Raw genomic sequence first — 20,121 nt, 5'->3', positions numbered from 1 at the left:
TTCGCTGTGACAGCTAGTTACGATCTCGGGAGGAGCCCTCGGAAGCAGGTATGGCGATGGCAAAAACTGCCAGCCTTTTCCTATAGATGCCCACAAATTATAAGGTATCATTACACGTTCGACTCACCTCTGGAACGCTCTGTCAGCGGCTTTCTCCCTGAATCAGTCAATTGCGAGAAACGTTTGCGTATGGCGTTCCATTCTGCGGTAGATTTCTTCCCGGATTTGCACTTCACGGCGAGCCTTCGCCGCCCGGGCAAACCGTTATTTTTTCCGCTGCCGTTCCCGGCGCCCCTCGCGACGAACGGCCACCCAGCGAGACAGGATTTTTGAATGTTCGGTTTTTTGCGCAGCTATTTCTCCAACGACCTGGCGATTGACCTCGGCACCGCCAACACGCTGATCTACATGCGCGGCAAGGGCATCGTCCTCGACGAGCCATCGGTCGTTTCGATTCGCCAGGAAGGCGGCCCCAACGGAAAGAAGACCATTCAGGCGGTAGGCAAGGAAGCCAAGCAGATGCTCGGCAAGGTGCCGGGCAACATCGAGGCGATCCGCCCGATGAAGGACGGCGTCATCGCCGACTTCACCGTCACGGAGCAGATGATCAAGCAGTTCATCAAGACCGCTCACGAATCCCGCATGTTCTCGCCGTCGCCGCGCATCATCATCTGCGTGCCGTGCGGTTCCACGCAGGTCGAGCGCCGCGCGATCAAGGAAGCGGCTCACGGCGCGGGCGCGTCGCAGGTCTATCTGATCGAAGAGCCGATGGCCGCCGCGATCGGCGCGGGCCTGCCGGTGTCGGAAGCAACGGGCTCCATGGTCGTCGACATCGGCGGCGGCACGACGGAAGTCGGCGTCATCTCGCTCGGCGGCATCGTGTACAAGGGCTCGGTGCGCGTCGGCGGTGACAAGTTCGACGAAGCAATCGTCAACTACATCCGCCGCAACTACGGCATGCTGATCGGCGAGCAGACCGCTGAAGCCATCAAGAAGGAAATCGGCTCGGCCTTCCCCGGCTCCGAAGTGAAGGAAATGGAAGTCAAGGGCCGCAACCTGTCCGAAGGCATTCCGCGCAGCTTCACCATTTCGAGCAATGAAATTCTCGAAGCGCTGACGGACCCGCTGAACCAGATCGTGTCGTCGGTGAAGATCGCGCTGGAACAGACGCCCCCGGAACTCGGTGCGGACATCGCCGAGCGCGGCATGATGCTGACGGGCGGCGGCGCGCTCCTGCGCGATCTCGATCGCCTGCTCGCGGAAGAAACCGGCCTGCCGGTGCTCGTCGCCGAAGACCCGCTGACCTGCGTGGTGCGTGGCTCGGGCATGGCGCTCGAGCGCATGGACAAGCTCGGCAGCATCTTCTCGTACGAGTGATCTCCCGGCCGAAGGTTTTCGCTCACCTTCCCTTGAGCGTCATGCCCTTCGGCGCGACAAGCAAACGCACCCGCGTAACGCGACGCGCGCACGGCCCGGCAATTGTCCGGGCCGTTGTCGGAACAGCGTAGGGCAGGTTTCGCCGCCGGCGAATCACCTGCAGCATCGATCCATCCGTTCACGCCCTCGGCGCCGACCATGGAATACAGTCCGCCGCCACTTTTCAAGCAAGGCCCTTCCGCGCTCGCGCGCCTGATTTTCTTCGTGGTGCTCGCCATCGCGCTGCTCATCTCGGATGCGCGCTTCAGCACGCTGGAAATCGTGCGCGGCATGCTCGGCGCGGGGTTATATCCGTTGCAGCGCGCGGCGCTCGTGCCGCGCGATATCTTCATGGGCGCCGCTGACCTCGCCGTGACGAGCGCGACTTTGCGCAGCCAGAACCAGAAGCTCGCCGACAAGAACCTGGAACTGTCCGTGAAGGCCGGCGATGCGGCGCAACTCGCGATCGAGAATGCACATCTGCGCGCGCTGCTGAACTTGCAATCGCGCGCGACCACCGAAGAAACACCCGCCGAAATTCAGTACGACACGCGCGATCCGTTCACGCAGAAGGTCGTGATCGGCAAGGGTTCGCAACAGAATATCCAGGATGGCGCGCCGGTCGTCACGGAAGACGGCGTGATCGGCCAGGTCACGCGCGTGTTTCCGCTGCAATCGGAAGTCACGCTGCTCACCGACAAGGATCAGGCGGTGCCCGTGCAGATCGCGCGCACCGGCTTGCGCAGCGTGATCTACGGCACGCCGAAGGGCGATACGCTCGATCTTCGCTTCGTGCCGATCAGCGCCGATGTGCAAGCCGGCGACGAACTCGTGACGAGCGGCCTCGACGGCATCTATCCGCCGGGCCTGCCGGTCGCGAAGGTGCTGCGCGTCGACAAGCAGGCGGACACGGCGTTCGCGCGCGTCGTCTGCGTGCCAATCGCGGCTGTGCGCGGCGCGCGCCAGTTGCTCGTGCTGCACTACAACGTGAACGTGCCACCGAATCCGATCGAAGTCGAAGCGGCCGCGGCCGCCAAGGAAGCAAAGGAAAACAAGGGCAAGAAGAAAGCCGCGCCGAAGGCGGCGCCTGCTGCCGGCGCAAGCGGCGCATCGGCGCCTGCGGCCGCGTCGGGCCCGGCGCCGGGCTCAGCGCCTGTCGCAGCGGCGGCCCCGGCAAAGCCGGCACCGGCGTCCGCGCCGAAGGCGGCATCGGGCGCGGCGGCGAAACCGTCGAAGAAGGCGCAACCGGCCAAGCCCGCTTCCTCGGGAGCCGCGCGATGAATCGTCCGCAATACATTCTGCAGCCGGTCAATCCGTACTTCATCACGTTCAGCCTCGCGGCTGCGTTTCTGCTGAACCTGATGCCCTGGGGACGGCTCATCGGCGTGCCGGATTTCGTCGCGCTCGTGCTGCTGTTCTGGAACGTGCATCAGCCGCGCAAGGTCGGCATGGGCATCGCGTTCATGCTCGGCATCCTGATGGACGTCCATAACGCGAACTTGCTCGGTGAGCACGCGCTGGCCTACACGCTTCTGTCCTACGGCGCGATCACAATTCACCGCCGCGTGCTGTGGATGGCGCTGCCCGTGCAGATGTTCGTCGTCGCGCCGCTGCTCGTGGGCGCGCATCTCGTGCCGTTCGTGATCCGCCTGATGACCGGCGCCGCGTTTCCCGGCTGGAGCTATCTGATCAACGGATTCGTCGAAGCGTTGCTCTGGCCGATCGCGAGCTTTCTCCTGCTGATGCCGCAACGGCGCGCCGCCGATCCTGACGACACGCGCCCGATCTGAGCGCGACAGCGCGCGCCGTCGCCGGATAAACGCCCGCGCGCGAACTACACTTGAATCGCGAAAGATCGCGAGAAACCCGCGAAAGCTGCATGACCGAAATAAAGAACACCGAGCAACAGTTGTCGAAGTTCCGCCTGCGCGTCGCGGCGGCGGGACTGTTCGTGTTCGTCTGCTTCGGGCTGATCGGGCTGCGCTTTCTCTATCTGCAAGTCTGGCATTTCAGCAAATACTCGTTGCAGGCGAACGAGAATCGCATTTCCGTTGCGCCGATCGTGCCGAACCGCGGCATCATCACGGATCGCAACGGCGTCGTGCTGGCGAAGAACTATTCGGCGTACACACTGGAGATCACGCGCTCGAAGATCAACGGCACGCTCGATGAAACCATCGACGAACTCTCGCAAGTCATTTCGATCGACGCACGCGACCGCCGCCGTTTCAAGAAGCTGCTCGAAGACTCGAAGAATTTCGAAAGCCTGCCCATCCGCACGCGTCTCACCGACGAGGAAGTCGCGAAGTTCACCGCGCAGCGTTTCCGTTTTCCGGGCGTGGAAGTGCGCGCGCGTCTGTTCCGCCAATATCCGCTCGGCACGACCGCCGCGCACGTGATCGGCTACATCGGGCGTATTTCGCAGCGCGACCAGGAGCGCATCGACGACGCGAGCGACGCCAACGACGAAAGCTCCGATCACTACGATCCGCGTGTCGACGCCAACAACTACAAGGGCACGGATTACGTCGGCAAGATCGGCGTCGAGCAGAGCTATGAAACCGAGCTGCACGGGCTGACGGGTTTCGAGGAAGTGGAAGTGACGGCGGGCGGCCGCCCGGTGCGCACGATGTCGCGCACGCAGGCGACGCCGGGCAACAATCTCGTGCTGTCGCTCGATATCGGCTTGCAGCAGATCGCCGAGCAGGCGTTCGCGGGCAAGCGCGGCGCGCTCGTCGCGATCGAGCCTTCCACCGGCGACGTTCTCGCGTTCGTTTCGGCGCCGAGCTTCGACCCGAATTCGTTCGTCGACGGCATCGATCAGCAAACGTGGGACGCGCTCAACAACTCTGCGGATCACCCGCTGCTGAACCGTCCGTTGCACGGCACATATCCGCCGGGCTCCACGTACAAGCCGTTCATGGCGCTCGCCGCCCTCTCGCTGCACAAGCGCACGCCGGGCTGGGGTTTCCAGGATCCGGGCTACTTCACTTTCGGCGGCCATACCTTCCGCAACGACGTCCGCTCGGGCCAGGGCTGGGTCGACATGAACCGCGCGATCGTCGTGTCGAACGACACCTACTTCTACATGCTCGCGCGCGATCTCGGCGTCAATGCGATGGCGGGCTTCATGAAGCCGTGGGGTTTCGGCCAGATCACCGGCATCGATATCGCGGGCGAGGCGCGCGGCATCCTTCCGTCGACGGAATGGAAGCGCAAGGCGTATCGCAAGCCCGAGCAGCAGCGCTGGTATGAGGGCGAGACGATCAGCCTCGGCATCGGCCAGGGCTACAACTCGTTCACGATCCTGCAACTCGCGCACGCGACGGCCACGCTCGCGAACAACGGCATCGTGATGAAGCCGCACCTCGTGCGCGATATCGAAAATCCGATCTCGAAGGCCATGCGCGCCGTGGTGCGCGATCCGAGCGACAAGATTCCGGTGCAGCAGAAGGACATCGACGTCATCAAACATGCGATGGAAGGGGTCGTGACGAACGGCACGGCGGCGAAGGTGTTCGCGGGCGCGTCGTATCTCGCCGCCGGCAAGACCGGCACGGCGCAGGTCTATTCGCTGCAGGGCGCGAATTACAAGGGACACGCGACCGCCGAGCATCTGCGCGACCACGCGCTGTTCATCGCGTTCGCGCCGGCCGAGCAACCGAAGATCGCGCTCGCGCTGATCGTCGAAAACGGCGGCTGGGGCGCGGAATCGGCGGGCCCGATCGCGCGCAAGGTGCTCGACTACTATCTGGTCGACCGTCTCAAGCCGGGCGCGGAAGCCGCGGCGGTCGCGGCGGCGGCATCGGCCACCGGCGACGACGGCCTGCCGATGATCGGCGGCACGCAGCCGCCCGCCTCCGTGGCGTTGCCCGCATCGGTCGCGAATTCGTCGCCGGCGTTTTCGCCTCAGGCGGCGTCGAATCCAGATGTCGCGAAGGCGGCGTCCGCTCCTGCGCTTCCGGCATCCGCACCGAAGGCCGCGAAGCCTCGCGCCGCATCGGCGACGCCCACGACACCCGCCACACCCGCAGCCGCGCTGCCCGCGTCCGCGTCCAACCGCGCGCCCGCGCCGAAAAAGCGCCCGACGGAGCCGACGCCCTCCATGGTGCGCGGCAATGACAAGGACGGCGTGCGCGTTCTTGCGCCGTCCGGCGGCATCGACGAGTAAAGGAAACCGCCATGCAACTGCACATGCAATTCGACAAGCGCGAACTGTTCGACCGCGCGAAGCGCATGTTCGCGGGCTTCGACAAACCGCTCGCGCTCATCGTGTTCCTGCTGTTGTGCGTCGGCATCGTGACGCTCTACAGCGCGAGCCTCGACATGCCCGGCCGCGTCGAGGACCAGCTGCGCAACATCATGCTGACGTTCGGGCTGATGTGGGTGCTCGCCAACATCCCGCCGCAAATGCTGATGCGCTTCGCCGTGCCGCTCTATACGGTCGGTGTCGCGCTGCTGGTCGCGGTGGCCGCGTTCGGTCTGACGCGCAAGGGCGCGAAGCGCTGGCTGAATGTCGGCGTGGTGATCCAGCCGTCGGAGATCATGAAGATCGCGATGCCGCTGATGCTCGCGTGGTACTACCAGAAGCGCGAGAGCAATATCCGCTGGTGGGATTACATCGTCGGCTTTCTGATTCTGATGCTGCCGGTCGGGCTCATCGCGAAGCAGCCTGACCTCGGCACGGCGGTGCTCGTGTTCGCGGCGGGCATGTTCGTCATCTACTTCGCCGGATTGAGCTTCAAGCTGATCGTGCCGGTGCTCATTGCGGCGGTCATCGCGGTGGCAGGCGTCGCCGTGTTCCAGAACAAGATCTGTCAGCCGGACGTCGTCTGGCCGATGATGCACGACTACCAGAAGCACCGTATCTGCACGTTGCTCGACCCGACCTCCGATCCGCTCGGCAAGGGCTTCCACACGATTCAGGCGGTGATCGCCATCGGCTCGGGCGGCACGCTCGGCAAGGGCTGGCTGCAGGGCACGCAGGCGCACCTCGAATTCATCCCCGAGAAGCACACGGACTTCATCTTCGCCGTATTCGCCGAGGAGTTCGGCCTCGCGGGCGGGCTCGTGCTGCTCTTCCTCTACATGGCGCTGATCGCGCGCGGGCTGTATATCGCGGCGAACGGCGCGACCTTCTTCGGGCGATTATTGGCCGGATCGCTCACGCTCGCGTTCTTTACCTACGCGTTCGTGAATATCGGCATGGTGAGCGGGATTCTGCCCGTGGTCGGCGTGCCGCTGCCGTTCATGAGCTATGGCGGCACGGCGTTGACGACGCTCGGCGTCGCGGTCGGGCTGATCATGAGCGTCGCGCGGCAGAAGCGCCTGATGCAGAGTTAGCGAGCGTCTCTTGGCCCGATTCCAACTCAAAGCCGTGGATACGTCCGCGGCTTTTTTGTTTTCTCGCCGCGTCACTGCGGCTTCTGCTGCCCGAGTTCGGCGCTGAGTTGCAAATACTTGAGCTTGGCGGCCGGATCGCCCTGCGCGGCCGCCGCGGCGTAATACGCGCGCGCGACGTTCAGATTGCGTTCGACGCCATCGCCGCCGCGCTCGTAGAACGATCCCGCGACGTACTGCGCGGTCATGTCGCCGCCTTCGGCCGCCTTCTTGTACCAGTTGAACGCCTGCACGTTGTCGCGGGCGGTGCCGCGTCCGTCGAGAAACTGATTGGCGAGCGCCAGTTCGGCCTGCACGTGGCCCTGATTCGCGGCGCGCAGGAACCAGCGATGCGCCTCCGCCGGATCCTTGTCCACGAACTGCCCGTCGTCGTACATCTTGCCGTACACGTATTGTGCGTGGGTCATGTTCGCGTCTGCGGCGCGGCGCAGCCATTTCTTCCCTTCGGGCACGTCGACCGGGCCGCCTTCGCCATTGAGCAGCATCATCGCGTAGTTGAATTCGGCGAGCCGGCTGCCCCGCTGCGCCGCGCGACGAAACTCCGAGCGCGCCGCGCCGAGATTGCCCGCGTTGTAATCGGCGACGGCGTTTTGCGTCGCGATATCGGTTGGCCTGGGCGCGTTGTCGGCGTACGCCGCGCCGCCCGAAATCGACAGGCTCAGCGCCGCGGCCACCGACGCCATGGCGGTTTTCATGATCTCGCCTCCTGCAACGCCTGACGCGTCGCCTTCAACAGCCACATCACATCCGCGCCGATAGCGACGAGCTTGATGCCCGCCTGCGCGTACTGCTTCGCACTCGCGGCGTCGAGCGCGAAGATGCCGCTAGCGATGCCCGCGCGATTCGCCGCATCGACGATTTTCGTGATTGCCGCCTGCACGTCGGGATGCTTGCCGTCGCCGAGATGGCCGAGGCTCGCGGCGAGGTCCGCCGGGCCGATGAACAGGCAATCGACGCCCGGCGTCGCGGCGATCTCGTCGACAGCTTCGAGCGCCGCCGCCGATTCGATCTGCACGATCGTCGCGATCTGCGCGTTCGCGCTCGTCGCGTAATCGCGACGCATACCGTATGCCGCGGCCCTCACCATGCCCGCGACGCCGCGCAGACCATGCAGCGCCGCTTCGGTCGGGTACTGCGTGAGGCTTACGATGCGCGCCGCCTCTTGCGCCGATTGCACGTTCGGGAACATCAACGTGCGCGCGCCCGCGTCGAGCGCGCGCTTCACGAGCCAGCCCTCGCTGGACGGCACGCGCACGATAGGTTCGCTCGGCAGATGCGCGGCGGCGATCGCGCGCAGCTGCGCGACGACATCCGCGCTATCGTTCGGCGAATGCTCCATGTCGATGCACAGCCAGTCGAAGCCCGCGTGCGCGAGCGCCTCGGCGGCATCGGCGCTGCCGAGCGACAGCCACAGGCCGAACGCGGTGCCCGGTTCTGCGAAGCGCTGCTTGAGGGGATTGGTGAACGTGCTCATCGCGCGGCTCCTTCGAGGATTTGAAGGATGACCGCGCGCGGCCGCGAAAAGGAAAACGACAGAAGAAGTGACGGCATGCGTGCGCTCCGTGTCTCGCCGCCTCGGATAGTGGGCGACTCATCGGACGATCATACCGTGACAGAAGCGCGCGCGCCGGACGTGCTCCGAGCGGCTCGCGCTCGGGCAATCAGCCGCGTTCGACGTCGGCCCAGCAGTTCGGCGTTTCGTAGAGACGCACGCGCTTGAGCTTCAGATTGACGCCGTAATGCGCGTCGTAGACGTCCGCGAGGATATCGAAAGCGACCGCGGCGAGATTCTCGACCGTAGGAATGCGATCGAGCACGACGGTCTTGTGATCCGACAGCGTTTGCAGGAATTCGCGCACTTTGACATCGCCTTCATAGACGATGAACGCATGATCCCATTTGTTGACGAGATGCTCCATCGCCAGCGCTTTCACGTCGGCGAAATCCATCACCATGCCGCGATCGGGCGCGCCTTCCACGTCCACCAGATCGCCTTGCAGCGTGATTTCGAGCACATAGCGATGCCCGTGCAGGTTGCGGCACTGGCTGCGGTGATCGGGAATGCGGTGGCCCGCGTCGAATTCGAGTTTTCGGGTAATCGTCTGCACGTCGGCTGACCGTTTAATCAGGGGATGTTCAAATATTTGTGCGTCTGCATCGACAGGCGCCACTTCGGATGGCGCTTGCACCAGTCGATCGCGAGCTTCGTGTTGATGTCGCGCGACGGGCCGTCCATCGGCTGCACGAGGAAGTAGTCGAAGTCGAGCTTCTCGTACTCCGCAAGGCGCTGGTTGTCCTGCGGCACGACGACCTTCAGCTCGTTGCCCTTCGTGACGACGAGCGGCGCATCCGCCTTCGGGCTCACGCAAATCCAGTCGATGCTATCGAGCACCGGCAGCGAGCCGTTCGTCTCGATGGCCATCTCGAAGCCCGCGTCATGCAGCGCGTCGACGAAAGGCTGGTCGATCTGCAGCATCGGCTCGCCGCCCGTGCACACGACGAACCGGTGCGCCGCGCCTTCCGGCCACAGCGATGCGATCTTCGCGACGAGTTCCGCCGGCGTCTTGTACTTGCCGCCGTTCTCGCCATCGGTGCCGACGAAATCGGTATCGCAGAACTGGCAGACGGCGTCCGCGCGATCTTCCTCGCGTCCCGACCACAGATTGCAGCCCGCGAAACGGCAGAACACGGCCGGACGCCCGGCATTGGCGCCTTCGCCCTGCAACGTGTAGAAAATTTCCTTTACCGCGTACGTCATGACTGCTTCGTGAACCTCGTAAAAATCAGACCGGCGCGGTCGTGACCTGTTCGCCCGCGCGATACGCCTCGTAGCCGCGTTTGCGCAGTTTGCATGCCGGGCATTGGCCGCAGCCGAAGCCCCAGTCGTGCAGTTCGGCGCGCTCGCCGACATAGCAGGTGTGCGTTTCGACGCGGATCAACTCGACGAGCGTCTCGCCGCCGAGCGTTTCCGCGAGCCGCCATGTGTCGGCCTTGTCGAGCCACATGAGCGGCGTTTCCAGTGCGTAGCGCGTCTCCATCCCGAGATTGAGCGCGACTTGCAGCGCTTTCATCGTGTCGTCGCGGCAATCCGGATAGCCGGAAAAATCGGTCTCGCACATGCCGCCGACCAGCACCTTCAATCCACGCCGATACGCCACTGCTGCAGCAATCGTCATGAACAGCAGATTTCGGCCCGGCACGAACGTGTTCGGCAAGCCGCTCGCCGTCGACTGAATCTCGATTTCGCGGGTCATCGCCGTATCGCTGATCGCGCCGAGCACCGACAGATCGATCGTGTGATCTTCGCCAAGGCGCTCGGCCCATTGCGGGAACGCGCGCATGATGGCCGCGCGAAAACCGTCGCGGCATTCCAGTTCCACGCGATGGCGCTGTCCGTAATCGAAACCGAGTGTCTCGACCGTTTTGTAACGTTCGAGCGCCCAGGCGAGGCAAGTGGCCGAGTCCTGGCCGCCGGAGAACAGCACGAGCGCGCTGTCTTTAGCGTCTATCCGAGTCACCGTGAAAACTCCGTACTCCGTGAATGAGATTGGCGTGGCACGCCGCACAGGCAGTCGGAGTGACCGGACTTCGCGATGCGCGGCGCGGGCGGCGACGCCCGCGAGTCCAGTATAGGCCGGCGACCTTCGCCCGGACGCGCGCGCCATTTATGCCGCCGATAGCGGAACAGAAGCGGGATGGTCGAGCGCCGCGGATTCGTTCCGGCGCGTCGCGCACGCGTTTTTGGGGCTTCGAAAAGGAAAGGACTTGCGGGTCCGAGGACGAGGCAAGTCCTTAATTCGGCGCGAATTTTAGCACGGAGCACGATGGTTCGCCGAGCTCGGCGCGGTATGGGCGGCTTTCCATTGCGCCGCGGCTATCCCGCGTTCCGTCGAAGAACGTGCCAGCGAGGTCGGCCGGGAAAATTCGGCCGCTGCCAGAGCCGCTTAAAGGCATTTTGTACCGCTGCGGCGAACGCTGACGCCGCCAGCAGCGCGGTCACCGCTACCGGCGAGCCCCCGGCGGCGACGCCCATCTTCTACGGCTCGAACGGCCACAACAACGAAGGCTGCGGATACGACCTCTCGAGCCCGACGCTTCACTCGGTCGGCAAAGCGGGCAGGCAGGCTGGACTCTCGTTCCAGCGGCCTGCCCGCTTTGCATTTCCGCGAAAAGAACGCCGTCGCCGATATGCGAATCGACACCGGCATGTGGAAATTATTGCTGCAACACGAACGAATAAAGCCCGCAATTTTTAGAAATCTCGCTAAACCTCCTCGCCGCCACGTCGATATACAGGTCGATGCTTGTTTCAATTCGTAACATGAACGAGTAAATATTGCTCGACGCGCGGACGACCGCGCAATCGTTTGGCAGCGCATCCGACCGCCAGAGGCAACATCCGCCGATGACGTCAGGGCGCCTCGCCACGCCACGGGGATCAGCACTTCGCAGTCCGAAATAGCTTTCTAGCTCAGAACCCATCCGCTGGGTCACGCGGAACCGCAGGTCCGTTTCCGATCCGCCCTTCCCTCGCGGCGCTCCGGAGAAGGCACCGGCATCGCCGACGCACCACCACACGACCAGTAAGACTAAAAATGAAAAAACTCACACAGACCAATCTTCGCGCCGTTTGCGCCCTCGACGTTCTTTCCGCACCGAAGGCGAGCCTGATCGCCGCCGCGGTCGCAACCAGCCTGATGCTCGCAGCCTGCGGCGGTGGCAGCGCCAACGACGCCTTCGACACGGCATCGACCGTGAATGCGGCGAGCCGCAGCGCAACCGCGTTCACCGTGACTGCGCCGACCGCGAACGCCACCGTCTCCGGCACCGTGACGGTGAAGGGCACGACGGGAACGAAGTGGGCGAAAGTCTCCGTCGTCGACATGACCACGGGCAAGAAGGTCGCGGGCGACGCCACGCCCTCGAACGGCGCGTTCTCGACGACCGTCGACACGACGGCTCAGAGCAACGGCACGCATACCTGGCAGGTCACGGCCACGGACTCGTCGGGCGGCACGCGCTCGGTGCAGAACGTGAGCGTCGTCGTGAAGAACACTGCGGCGGTGAGCAGCATCTTCTACGGTGCGAACGGCCATAACAACGAAGGCGGCGCGTACGACATCTCCAGCCCGGCGCTGCAGCTCTCGCAGTTGCAGGATCTCGGCGTGAAGCTGTATCGCAACGAGGTGTTCAGCCAGTGGGGCGCGAACAAGCTCGCGGGCATCGCGAAGACAATGGCGGCGGGCGGCGTGACCGTGTATCCGGTGATGCTGATGGGCATCGACTTCACCAGTGAAACCGACGCCTACAATGCCGGCTATCAGCTCGGCGTGTGGACGGCCACCGCGTATCGATACCCGTACTACGAGGTGTCGAACGAACTGGAAGCGGAGGCGCTCGCCGGCAACGTGGACGGCGTCTATGCGCAGCAGTTCGACAACACCAGGTTCCAGATCGCGCGGGGCGTGATTCGCGGGATGATCGCGGGTGTGAAGTCGGTGGATCCGAACGGCAAGATCATCATGGGCGGTGGCACGTGGTTGCACTACGGCTTCGACCAGATGCTCGCCAACGGCACGCAGCCGGATGGCTCGACTGGCCATCCCATCGTGAATTGGGACATCACGGCGTGGCACTGGTACTCGGATATGGGCGACATCAGCAACGCGTGCGGCGGCACGGGTTGCCACGACGTCCTCGCGACGCTGCAACAGATGGGCAAACCGATCTGGCTCAACGAATTCGGCGTGCGTCCGTGGCTCGGCACGGATCAACAGATCGCGGACTATCTCGTCGGCAACAAGATGATGGCGGAGTTCGTCGCGGTGGCGGCGAAGTACAACATTCAGGCGATTCAGACGTACGAGCTGTATGACGACCCTGTTGGCGGCGAAGGCGCGTACGGTCTCCTGAAGAACGACGGTATAACGCAGAAGGCGCAGTACACGGCGTTCAAGAACTTCGTCGCGGCAAATCCGAAGTAAGGATCGGCCAGGTGAAAAAAAGCGGGCGGTTCGTTGCCACGAACTGTCCGCTTTCGAATCTGTACGTGCGGAAAAGAACAAGAAAAGAAAAAGCCCGAGAGTGATAACACTCTCGGGCTTCTTGCATTCTGGTGGCCTGGGGCGGAATCGAACCACCGACACGCGGATTTTCAATCCGCTGCTCTACCAACTGAGCTACCGGGCCAACGAAGAGGTGAAACTATAGCAGAGACTATCGCGCCCCTCAAGCCCCTCTGCGCATTTTTCTAAAAAACTTCGAACATGGCGCTCAAACCTCGTTCTTGTTCTTCCCGAGATCGACACCCAACTGCTTGAGCTTGCGATACAAATGCGTGCGCTCGAGCCCTGTCTTTTCCGCGACGCGCGTCATGCTGCCGTTCTCGCGCGCGAGGTGATACTCGAAGTACGCGCGCTCGAACGCATCGCGTGCGTCACGCAACGGGATGTCGAACGAGATGGATGCAGTCTGTCCCGCCTGATTCTGCCCCGCGCCGCCCGCCGCAGCATCGTTCGATGCATGCAACGCCGATGCCGTCGGCAATGCGGCCGCCACCGGCACGCCCGATGCGCTCGCGCTCGCCGGCGGCTTCGCGGCTGCCGCTACCGGCGCCGCCGCGGTGCCGTGCGCAAGCCCCTGCTCGACGGCCTTCAGCAGCTTTTGCAGCGCGATGGGCTTTTCGAGGAAGTTGAGCGCGCCGATCTTCGTCGCTTCGACTGCGGTGTCGATGGTCGCGTGACCCGACATCATGATCACCGGCATCGTGAGCTTGCCCTGCGCGGCCCACTCCTTGAGCAGGGTCACGCCATCGGTGTCGGGCATCCAGATGTCGAGCAATACGAGATCGGGCGTCTGCTGCAGACGGTAGTCGCGCGCGACCTGCGCGTTCTCCGCCACATCCACGACATGGCCTTCGTCGCTCAGGATCTCGGAGAGCAGTTCCCGGATCCCCATTTCATCGTCTACCACCAGGATGGTTGCCATTTACGCTGCCCTTGTCTGCACTGTTGCTTTTGTCGTTCCCTGATTCGCCGCCGCACCGGCCCCCGGAGGCGTCGCGCCGGGCGCTGCGGTATCGTCCGCGAGTTGTAGAAACAGAATCGATATCTGCGCCCCTTCGATCACATCCGCTGCCTTCGAGCGGTTGCGTATGTCGATGCGCGCGCCGTGCTCGTCGACGATCTTCTTCACCGTTGCAAGTCCCAGGCCCGTGCCTTTCGCTTTCGTTGTCACGTAAGGCTCGAAAGCACGCGAAAGTATGCGCGCCGGGAAGCCCGAACCATTATCCGAGACCGTCAGACGAACAGCGACTCGCGCATGACCCGATGCATCGGGCTCGCCATATTCTACTGTTCTCGTTTCGAGCAGCACGCGCGGCTCCGCGACTTCGGCCACGGCGTCCTGCGCGTTCTGCAGCAGGTTGTGGATCACCTGGCGGATCTGCGTCGCGTCGCCGCGAATCACCGGCAGTTTCGCGAGGTCGACCTTGATCGGGCTCTTGCCTTCTTCGATGCCGTACAACGTCAGCACTTCGGCGACGAGATCGTTCAGTTGAAGATTGCCGAGCACCGCGGGCGGCGTGCGCGCGTATTCGCGGAAGTCATCGACCATCTGCTTCATCGCCTGCACCTGATTGACGATAGTCGTCGACGCACGCTTGAGCACGTCCGCGTCCGGCGGCGCGAGTTTGTCCGCGAGCTTCATTTGCAGGCGCTCGGCGGAGAGCTGAATGGGCGTGAGCGGATTCTTGATCTCGTGCGCGAGACGCCGCGCGACTTCGCCCCACGCGACGGAACGCTGCGCGGAGATCACGTCGGAGATGTCGTCGAACACGACGACGTAGCCGGTCGTCTCCGCATCCTCGGATTCGCTCTCCGTCACGCTCAGCAACTGCGTGCCGCGCACGAGCAGCGTCAGCGGATCGTTCTCGCCCGGCACGGTGACCGCGACCTGCTGCTGCCAGTGTCCGCGGTCGCCAACCGGATGCCCGCTGCCGACCGCCGCCGCATCGCGCTCGGCGAACGCCTTCCTCACCATCGCGCCGAACTCGGCCAGCACGTCGATCCGATCGAGCGGGTGATTGAGCAGCGCGCCGAAGGGCTGGCGGAAGATGCGCTCCGCGCCGCGATTCGCGGTGGTCAGGCGGAACTGGCGATCGAACACGAACACGCCCGCCGTGAGGTTCGCGAGAATACTTTCCAGATACGCCTTCGAGTGCTCCAGCGCGATGCGATTGTTCTCGACCGCCGCGCGTGCCTCGGATAGCTGCCGCGTCATCGCATTGAAGGACTGCGTAAGGAAGCCGAGTTCGTCGCGCGAATTGATCTCGCGTTTGGGCGTGTAGTCGCCTTCGGCCACCTCCTTCGTGCCCTGCGCGAGCAGGAACAATGGTCGCGCCAACTGGTTGCCAAGCGCGAGCGCGAGCATCATCGCGATGAAGGTCGCGAGGAAGAGCGCGAGCGTCAGCGTGCCGATATACATCTTGCGCAAGCCCGTGCGCCCGAGCCGCTTCTCCTGATACTCGCGATACGCGCGCTGCACGGCGTCGGCGTTGCGCGCGAGCTCCTGGCTCACGGGCTGCTCGATCTGCAGGAAGCGGTCGACGTGCTGGAATTCCGTGGTCGTCGTCGGATCGGGAATCTTCGTGACCACGCGCAGCCGCAGCGCGCCCTTGGGTCCGTTCGATTTCGGATCGCCGTCGATCTCGCCTTCGATCGCGCCGTACGGATGATCCTGCGCCTCCTTCAGCATCGTGCTGGTCGGCTCGTTGGCCGGCAGCAGCGCGTAGTAATTGCCCGAAGCCTGCGCGACCGTGCGCAAGCCCGCCACACGCTGCGAGCCGCTGCTCGACGCGAGATCCTCGCGGTTGTATTGATCGCGCGGACGCTCGAACACGACCGCATCCTGCACGCCGTATTGATCGCGCAGGCGCAGCAGCGACAGCGTGAGACTAGACGGATCGGCGCTCGCGAGCTGATCGCTCATCTGACGGCCGCGGTTCTTGAAATCGGCGAGCGAGGTTTCGAGCATGCCGCGCCCGAGCGTCAGGCCCGATGTGAGCGCCGTCTCGACGTTCACGTCGAACCACGATTCGATACTGCGCGACACGAACTGATACGAAACCACGTAGATGATCGCGCCCGGCACCACGCCGACGAGCGCGAAGATAAGCGCGAGCTTCGCCAGCAACCGCGTGCCGAAGCGCCCCTGCCTCACCCGCGACACGATAATGACGACGAGGCTGATGACGATCAGCATGAAGACGATCGCCACCGCGACGTTCGCCGCATAGAGCCAGCCGTAGTAGCGGTCGAAGAACTCGGTGTTCGCGCTGGCGAGCGCGAGCATCACGAGCAGCAGAACCGCCGTGAGCGCTACCGTGGAGACCAGCAGCCGGACGACGAAACTCTTCATGTCCGTGCGGCCGCGTCGAAATCTATTTCGCACGTTCTGCCGCCGTAAAAGTAAAACGCTTCCAGTCCGAGGAAAGGTTCCAGTCGCGGTTGTTCACCGCGTCGATCTGGAACGGCTTGGGCATCAATGCGATATCGAGCTGCATGCGCACCGATGCGTTATAGGTTTCTCCGCCATGCACCTGATTTCTGTCGATGACATGCCACGAGGTCACATGCTTGATGACCGCGAGCGCCTCATTGAGCGATGCGAAGCGCAATTGCAGGCCGCCCGTCGACACACGATATTCGTTCGTGAGCGGTTGATAGGAAAGTCGGATGCTCTGCGACACGTTGACCGGCTCTTCGTCGAACCAGTACCAGCGCGGTCTCGAAAGATTGAAGTCGATCGTGAAATAGAGCGGCACGCTGCGGTTCACGGCATCTTCGAGACTGGTGTTGAGGTCGAAGTCGAAGTGCGCATCGAGACTCCAGCCGGCATTGTCCGCTTGCAGCGACGCGCGCTGCACGGCAATCGTCTCGGCAAACGCGGGTTCGGCTGCGGCGAAAGTCAGCCAGAGCGTCAGCGCAGTCCAGATGACGGCCGCGAGCCGAAGCGGAAAAGAGCGTTTGATCGTCACCGTTTCTGAAAGCGCGCGTAGAAGAATCCGTCGTGGTCCGCGAAGGGCTTCGCGTCCCGGTCCGGGCTCGCGAGATTTGTACCGTCCGGTGAACCTTGCGCCGCGCCCGCGCTGGCACGCGCCGCTGTCGGCAACAATTGCCCCGGCGCGTCCAATCGTACCGCATCTTGATGCGCGGCTCCAAACCAGCGAGCCTGCTCTTCGCCCTCCTCGGGAAAGATGGAACATGTCACGTAAAGCAGCTCGCCGCCCTTCGCGACGAGCGGCCACAGCGCGTTCAGGATGCGCCGCTGCTCTTCGACGAGCGCGCCGATATCCGATTCGCGCCGCAGCCAGCGAATGTCCGGATGACGCCGCACGATGCCCGACGCCGAACACGGCACATCCGCGAGAATGCGATCGAACGGCGCGCCATCGAACCATTGCGCGGGATCGCCGGCGTCGCCCACCTTGATCTGCGCATCGAGTTTCAGCCGCGACAGATTCTGCCCGATGCGCCCCGAGCGCTCGGCATCGCTTTCGAGCGCGATCAGATCGAGGTTCGCGAGTTCGAGGAGATGGCCCGTCTTGCCGCCCGGCGCGGCGCACGCGTCCAGTACGCGCATGCCGTCTTTCACGTCGAGCAGTTGCGCGGCGAGTTGCGCGCCCGCGTCCTGCACCGACACGACGCCTTCGTCGAAGCCGGGAATGCGATCGACGGGCATCGGCGTTTTCAGGCGCACCGCGTGCGGGCCGGCTGCATCGGCTTCGATATGCGCGTCGCGCAGGCGCGAGAGATATTCATCGACGCTGGCGTGGCGCGCATTCACGCGCAACGTGAGCGGACCTTGCGCGTTGCCCGCATCGAGAAGGCGCTCCCATGCGTCGGGCTGGCCGCGCTTCACGGCGTCGATCCACCATTGCGGATAATTCCATCGCGCGACGGGATGCTTGCGCGCCTCGCCGATGAGCGCATCGCGCTCGCGCAGAAAGTTGCGCAGCACCGCGTTCACCAGCCCCTTCGCGAACGCGAATTCGCGCCGCGCGGCGATCGCGCTCACCGCCTGATCGACAACGGTGAACGGCGCGTAGGCCGCGTGCGCTTCGTCGTCGGTCAGGAGCGTAAGCGCGCAGACCAGCACGTTCGCCACATGCGGCGGCGGCGCCTTCTTCACGAGTTTGTGCAGCAGCGCATCGGCGAGCGCGAGACGGCGCATCGCGCGATACGCGATGTCCTGCACCGCGCCGCGCGCCGCGGCCTGCTTTCCCGACGCGACGACCGTCTGCAACGCGGCCGGCAGCGCCGAACCCGCGCGCACCGCGCCCACGGCTTGCGCCGCGCAGTCGAGCGCGAACGCGAGCGAATCGGGCGCGAGACGCAGCGCGCTCAGACGGGTATGCGCGGCGGCGTGCCGCCGGGAAGGCTTGTCGGTCATGGCGAAACGGGAACGGTCGAGCAGCAAGCGGACAGCTTGCGTGAACGGGGATTGTAACGTGCGGGCATCGCGCGCCCGGACGGGCGGCCGAGGAACGAGAAAAAGGCCGTTCCGGCGAAACCGGAACGGCCTTCATTACGACATGAAACGCGTCAGAAGCGGCCCGTGCGCGCCATCTCCATCAGACGCGCGACGCGCTCCTCTGTTGCCGGGTGCGTCGAGAACAGATTCGCGATACCGCCGCCCGAAAGCGGATTCATGATCATCATCTGCGCGGTTGCCGGATGCGCTTCCGCCGTCGGGAACGGCACGCCGGTCGCGTAGGCGTGAATCTTCTCGAGCGCGCTCGCGAGCGCCTGCGGATCGCCCGAAATCTCCGCGCCGCCGCGGTCGGCTTCGAACTCGCGCGCGCGGGAAATCGCCATCTGGATCATCGCGCCCGCGATCGGCGCGAGGATCGCCACGAGAATGCTCGCGATAGGATTGGACGGACGGCCCTCGTCGTCGCGCCCGCCGAAGAACATCGCGAAGTTCGCGAGCGCGGAGATCGCGCCGGCCATCGTCGCGGAGATCGTCGAGATCAGGATGTCGCGGTGCTTCACGTGCGCCAGTTCGTGCGCCATCACGCCGCGCATCTCGCGCTCGGACAGCACGCGCAGAATGCCCGTGGTCGCCGCGACCGCCGCGTGCTCGGGGTTGCGGCCCGTGGCGAACGCGTTCGGCGCGTCTTCGTTGATGAGGTAGACGCGCGGCATCGGCAATTGAGCGCGCGTGGCGAGCTCGCGCACCATGCGATAGAACTGCGGCGCGGTGGTCTCGTCCACTTCCTGCGCGTTGTACATGCGCAGAACCATCTTGTCCGAGAACCAGTACGAAAAGAAATTCATGCCGAGCGCGATGATCAGCGCGAGCATCATGCCCTTCGATCCGCCGATCATTCCGCCGATCACGACAAAGAGGGCCGTGATCGCAGCCATCAGCATCGCGGTTTTGACCCAGTTGAACATGTCCGGAGCTCCTCTCCTTGAATACGCTGCGCGAAATGCGCGGTGGCCCCGGCCGACATGGCCGGGACGACAATTGTAAGCAAAATGTTAGATAGGGGCATCCATCAATAATTCAATCCGCGCCGACGCAATTTGAAGCGATTTATCCATGCGTCGTCGCGAGCTTGATGCCCAGGCCGACGAACGCGCTGCCAACGCCGCGGTCCAGCCACTTCTTCACGCCCGACTTGCCTGCGAAGCGCTCGGTGACGCTGCCCGCGATCCACGCGACGAAGCTGTTCCAGACCGTGCTCATCGCGATGAACACGATGCCGAGCGTGAGAAACGCGAGCGTCTTGTGCTCGCTGTCGGCGGCGACGAACTGCGGGAAGAACGACACGAAGAACAGCACCACCTTGGGGTTGAGCACGTTCGTGACGAAACCTTGCGCGAAGAGCTGGCGCAGCGACTTCGGCGCGGCTTTCTCGCTCGCCTGCTTCTCACGCGTCGCGTCGGCGTTGTCGTGCTTCGCGAAAATGAGGCGCACGCCGAGATAAATCAGATAAATCGCGCCGGCGATCTTGATCACGGTGAACGCCGTCGCCGATGCGGCGAGAATCGCCGTCAGGCCGAACGCGCACGCGAGCGTATGAACGATGCAGCCCGCCGAAATGCCGAGCGCCGACACGATGCCCGCGCCACGCCCCTGCGCGACGCTGCGTCCGACGATATAAGCCGTATCGGGGCCGGGCGTGACGTTGAGAAGAAAGACGGCGATCAGGAAGAAGGTGAAACCGGTAATGCCGAGCATCGGAAACTCCAGACAGACAGGCGCGTATTGACAGCTATTTATTTTAGCGCCGCACCT

17 protein-coding genes and 1 tRNA gene are annotated in these 20,121 nt (G+C 64.0%); 6 read left to right on the top strand and 12 right to left on the bottom strand.

Going from position 1 to position 20,121, the window contains the following annotated elements:
• The first annotated feature begins 333 nt into the window (after positions 1-333).
• From AC1Z32_RS13990 to rodA, 5 genes are all read left to right on the top strand, one after another.
• The gene (locus AC1Z32_RS13990) at positions 334-1,377 is read left to right on the top strand and encodes a rod shape-determining protein (protein ID WP_004189550.1); all 1,044 of its coding nucleotides are present in this window, start codon (positions 334-336) and stop codon (positions 1,375-1,377) included.
• A gap of 198 nt (positions 1,378-1,575) precedes the next feature.
• Positions 1,576-2,697, top strand: coding sequence for a rod shape-determining protein MreC (gene mreC, locus AC1Z32_RS13985; RefSeq protein WP_483479216.1), 1,122 nt, complete (start codon positions 1,576-1,578; stop codon positions 2,695-2,697).
• The gene (gene mreD / locus AC1Z32_RS13980) at positions 2,694-3,206 is read left to right on the top strand and encodes a rod shape-determining protein MreD (RefSeq protein WP_483479215.1); all 513 of its coding nucleotides are present in this window, start codon (positions 2,694-2,696) and stop codon (positions 3,204-3,206) included. Before mreC ends, mreD begins: the two co-directional genes overlap by 4 nt.
• Before the next feature lie 89 nt (positions 3,207-3,295).
• Positions 3,296-5,587, top strand: a complete 2,292-nt coding sequence (mrdA, locus tag AC1Z32_RS13975; protein WP_483479214.1) for a penicillin-binding protein 2 — start codon at positions 3,296-3,298, stop codon at positions 5,585-5,587.
• Between the two features lie 23 nt (positions 5,588-5,610).
• Positions 5,611-6,759 carry a rod shape-determining protein RodA gene (rodA, locus tag AC1Z32_RS13970; RefSeq protein ID WP_483481628.1) on the top strand — a complete coding sequence of 383 codons (1,149 nt, stop codon included), beginning with the start codon at positions 5,611-5,613 and terminating at the stop codon, positions 6,757-6,759.
• Between the two features lie 71 nt (positions 6,760-6,830).
• Here rodA and AC1Z32_RS13965 read toward each other — a convergent pair whose 3' ends face one another.
• From AC1Z32_RS13965 to queC, 5 genes are all read right to left on the bottom strand, one after another.
• Positions 6,831-7,511 carry a tetratricopeptide repeat protein gene (locus AC1Z32_RS13965; RefSeq protein WP_483479213.1) on the bottom strand — a complete coding sequence of 227 codons (681 nt, stop codon included), beginning with the start codon at positions 7,509-7,511 and terminating at the stop codon, positions 6,831-6,833.
• Positions 7,508-8,290 (bottom strand): HpcH/HpaI aldolase family protein, encoded by a 783-nt coding sequence (locus AC1Z32_RS13960; RefSeq protein WP_483479212.1) that lies wholly within the window; start codon positions 8,288-8,290, stop codon positions 7,508-7,510. The genes AC1Z32_RS13965 and AC1Z32_RS13960 overlap by 4 nt, the downstream gene beginning before the upstream one ends.
• A 187-nt stretch (positions 8,291-8,477) precedes the next feature.
• Complete coding sequence (gene queD, locus AC1Z32_RS13955) at positions 8,478-8,924, bottom strand: 6-carboxytetrahydropterin synthase QueD (RefSeq protein ID WP_483479211.1); 447 nt, start codon at positions 8,922-8,924, stop codon at positions 8,478-8,480.
• A gap of 17 nt (positions 8,925-8,941) precedes the next feature.
• Positions 8,942-9,574, bottom strand: a complete 633-nt coding sequence (queE, locus tag AC1Z32_RS13950) for a 7-carboxy-7-deazaguanine synthase (protein ID WP_483479210.1) — start codon at positions 9,572-9,574, stop codon at positions 8,942-8,944.
• Positions 9,575-9,599: 25 nt separating this feature from the next.
• The gene (queC, locus tag AC1Z32_RS13945) at positions 9,600-10,334 is read right to left on the bottom strand and encodes a 7-cyano-7-deazaguanine synthase QueC (RefSeq protein WP_483479209.1); all 735 of its coding nucleotides are present in this window, start codon (positions 10,332-10,334) and stop codon (positions 9,600-9,602) included.
• A 1,077-nt stretch (positions 10,335-11,411) separates the two neighbouring features.
• Between queC and AC1Z32_RS13940 the strand changes: the two genes are divergently transcribed.
• On the top strand, positions 11,412-12,800 hold the full coding sequence (locus tag AC1Z32_RS13940; protein ID WP_483479208.1) for an Ig-like domain-containing protein: 1,389 nt from the start codon (positions 11,412-11,414) through the stop codon (positions 12,798-12,800).
• Between the two features lie 129 nt (positions 12,801-12,929).
• On the opposite strand, the gene AC1Z32_RS13935 is transcribed toward AC1Z32_RS13940, so the two are convergent.
• The 7 genes from AC1Z32_RS13935 to AC1Z32_RS13905 all read right to left on the bottom strand — a co-directional run bounded on the left by AC1Z32_RS13935 (position 12,930) and on the right by AC1Z32_RS13905 (position 20,064).
• Positions 12,930-13,005, bottom strand: a tRNA-Phe gene (locus AC1Z32_RS13935).
• Between the two features lie 84 nt (positions 13,006-13,089).
• On the bottom strand, positions 13,090-13,803 hold the full coding sequence (esaR, locus tag AC1Z32_RS13930; RefSeq protein WP_483479207.1) for a response regulator transcription factor EsaR: 714 nt from the start codon (positions 13,801-13,803) through the stop codon (positions 13,090-13,092).
• On the bottom strand, positions 13,804-16,233 hold the full coding sequence (locus AC1Z32_RS13925; RefSeq protein ID WP_483479206.1) for a sensor histidine kinase: 2,430 nt from the start codon (positions 16,231-16,233) through the stop codon (positions 13,804-13,806).
• Between the two features lie 22 nt (positions 16,234-16,255).
• Complete coding sequence (locus AC1Z32_RS13920) at positions 16,256-16,852, bottom strand: DUF4390 domain-containing protein (RefSeq protein ID WP_483479205.1); 597 nt, start codon at positions 16,850-16,852, stop codon at positions 16,256-16,258.
• Positions 16,849-18,267 carry a 16S rRNA (cytosine(967)-C(5))-methyltransferase RsmB gene (rsmB, locus tag AC1Z32_RS13915; protein ID WP_483479204.1) on the bottom strand — a complete coding sequence of 473 codons (1,419 nt, stop codon included), beginning with the start codon at positions 18,265-18,267 and terminating at the stop codon, positions 16,849-16,851. The genes AC1Z32_RS13920 and rsmB overlap by 4 nt, the downstream gene beginning before the upstream one ends.
• Before the next feature lie 152 nt (positions 18,268-18,419).
• Positions 18,420-19,274 carry a zinc metalloprotease HtpX gene (gene htpX, locus AC1Z32_RS13910; protein WP_062601481.1) on the bottom strand — a complete coding sequence of 285 codons (855 nt, stop codon included), beginning with the start codon at positions 19,272-19,274 and terminating at the stop codon, positions 18,420-18,422.
• 142 nt (positions 19,275-19,416) lie between these two features.
• The gene (locus tag AC1Z32_RS13905) at positions 19,417-20,064 is read right to left on the bottom strand and encodes a LysE family translocator (protein WP_483479203.1); all 648 of its coding nucleotides are present in this window, start codon (positions 20,062-20,064) and stop codon (positions 19,417-19,419) included.
• Between the last annotated feature and the right edge of the window lie 57 nt (positions 20,065-20,121).

The organism is Caballeronia sp. 11_S32 (genome assembly GCF_056930355.1).
The sequence above is the reverse complement of the archived record's forward strand: the minus strand, read 5'-3'. Positions and strand labels throughout refer to the sequence as shown.

What these genes read in the sequence shown, in the direction of transcription:
- AC1Z32_RS13990 (WP_004189550.1), top strand. Translation starts at nt 334, where the DNA reads ATGTTCGGTTTTTTGCGCAGCTATTTCTCCAACGACCTGGCGATTGAC.
- mreC (WP_483479216.1), top strand. Translation starts at nt 1,576, where the DNA reads ATGGAATACAGTCCGCCGCCACTTTTCAAGCAAGGCCCTTCCGCGCTC.
- mreD (WP_483479215.1), top strand. Translation starts at nt 2,694, where the DNA reads ATGAATCGTCCGCAATACATTCTGCAGCCGGTCAATCCGTACTTCATC.
- mrdA (WP_483479214.1), top strand. Translation starts at nt 3,296, where the DNA reads ATGACCGAAATAAAGAACACCGAGCAACAGTTGTCGAAGTTCCGCCTG.
- rodA (WP_483481628.1), top strand. Translation starts at nt 5,611, where the DNA reads ATGCAATTCGACAAGCGCGAACTGTTCGACCGCGCGAAGCGCATGTTC.
- AC1Z32_RS13965 (WP_483479213.1), bottom strand. Translation starts at nt 7,511, where the DNA reads ATGAAAACCGCCATGGCGTCGGTGGCCGCGGCGCTGAGCCTGTCGATT.
- AC1Z32_RS13960 (WP_483479212.1), bottom strand. Translation starts at nt 8,290, where the DNA reads ATGAGCACGTTCACCAATCCCCTCAAGCAGCGCTTCGCAGAACCGGGC.
- queE (WP_483479210.1), bottom strand. Translation starts at nt 9,574, where the DNA reads ATGACGTACGCGGTAAAGGAAATTTTCTACACGTTGCAGGGCGAAGGC.
- AC1Z32_RS13940 (WP_483479208.1), top strand. Translation starts at nt 11,412, where the DNA reads ATGAAAAAACTCACACAGACCAATCTTCGCGCCGTTTGCGCCCTCGAC.
- esaR (WP_483479207.1), bottom strand. Translation starts at nt 13,803, where the DNA reads ATGGCAACCATCCTGGTGGTAGACGATGAAATGGGGATCCGGGAACTG.
- AC1Z32_RS13925 (WP_483479206.1), bottom strand. Translation starts at nt 16,233, where the DNA reads ATGAAGAGTTTCGTCGTCCGGCTGCTGGTCTCCACGGTAGCGCTCACG.
- rsmB (WP_483479204.1), bottom strand. Translation starts at nt 18,267, where the DNA reads ATGACCGACAAGCCTTCCCGGCGGCACGCCGCCGCGCATACCCGTCTG.
- htpX (WP_062601481.1), bottom strand. Translation starts at nt 19,274, where the DNA reads ATGTTCAACTGGGTCAAAACCGCGATGCTGATGGCTGCGATCACGGCC.
- AC1Z32_RS13905 (WP_483479203.1), bottom strand. Translation starts at nt 20,064, where the DNA reads ATGCTCGGCATTACCGGTTTCACCTTCTTCCTGATCGCCGTCTTTCTT.